Genomic DNA, 1,373 nt, shown 5'->3' with positions numbered 1-1,373 from the left:
CAGCAGCATGTTATCAAATGGCAAAAAAGCGCCGCTGCTCCTCTTAATGGGAGACAAAAGCGTACTACTGGACAAACTAAACGATACAAGCTGCAGTTCAATATCATCAATCGCATATTTCAACATGCACTTTCACTTGGAATCATTGAGAACAATCCTTGTCAGTCAGTGATCGTACCCCAAGTAAAGGTGGAACAAGCAAAAAAAGAGATAAAGTTCTACAAAAAATCGGAATTAGCAAAACTCTTTAATTACCTTGAATCTCTAAAGAGTGGCCAGTGGTCAAATGAATACTTTAAAGCTCTTCTACGCTTGCTTGTGGCTTCTGGTTTGCGTATTGGCGAAGCTATGGCCTTATCATGGTCTGATATTAACTTTCAAAACCAGACTGTATCTGTCAGCAAAACCACAGTTAGACGATTTCAAATTCAAGATACACCAAAAAGCAATAAAAGCAATCGAATTATTAGCATTGACGATAAGGCAATTTATGTATTAAAAAGCTGGTACTTCTTTCAAAAGAAACACTTTATGAAGTTAGGAAATCCACAACAAAACCTAGTATTTCCAAAAATAGAAGGTGGAGTGATGGATTATCACAACCTTATCTACAAGCTGAATAATATAATCAAAAATGCTGAACTGCCGTTGTTGAGCTTTCATGGATTCAGGCATTCACACGCTAGCCTTTGTTTAAATGCTGAAATGAGTTATAAAGTGATTCAAGAAAGGCTAGGTCATTCAAAGTTGCAATTGACTATGGACCTATACTCACATCTTGAGCCCGAAAAGAAGAATAAAGAGCTTGAACTATTTACTAAGTATGCCAACTTTTAAAATAGAACTCTGTTAAAAACTCTGTTAATTCTATTGTTAGATAAAAATAAAAAACTCAAACCTTTTAATATCAAAGGTTTGAGACTAATCCGTCTATATAATATAATAGAATAGACAGTTTTTTAAAAATGAAGTTTAAATTCTACATCAAAAATTTACAATTTACTATTTTTTGTGTATCATGGAAATAAAGGAGAAAAAATATGAGCCATAGAGATAAATTATCTTATATTATACTTGGACTTTTAAAGACCGAACCATTAAGTGGTTATGACCTTAAGAAAAAGTTTGAAAGTGAAGTCGGTGAATTTTGGCAAGCCAACACAGGGCAAATTTATCCTTCACTTAGAGTATTATTAAACGATCAAGCCGTTACTTTTGATGTACACATTGTAGGTGAAAAGTTAGAGAAAAAAACCTATCAAATTACTCCAAAAGGAATCGAACTATTTAACGAGTGGTTAAAACACCCTGTTGACCGCTATCCAATTCAAAAAGATGAATTCATGCTCCGCCTTTATTTTCTTGATAACAAA

Annotated in this window: 2 protein-coding genes; both read left to right on the top strand. The window is 33.6% G+C overall.

What is annotated here, in order from left to right; all coding sequences use genetic code 11:
• Positions 1–837: site-specific integrase (locus AB0N14_RS40165; protein ID WP_366030621.1), on the top strand; the 837-nt coding region annotated here is incomplete at its 5' end.
• A gap of 203 nt (positions 838–1,040) precedes the next feature.
• Positions 1,041–1,373: PadR family transcriptional regulator (locus AB0N14_RS40160; protein ID WP_366030620.1), on the top strand; the 333-nt coding region annotated here is incomplete at its 3' end.

It is taken from the genome of Streptomyces sp. NPDC051104 (assembly GCF_040682835.1).
Classification (GTDB): domain Bacteria; phylum Actinomycetota; class Actinomycetes; order Streptomycetales; family Streptomycetaceae; genus Streptomyces; species Streptomyces cynarae.
The sequence above is the reverse complement of the archived record's forward strand: the minus strand, read 5'-3'. Positions and strand labels throughout refer to the sequence as shown.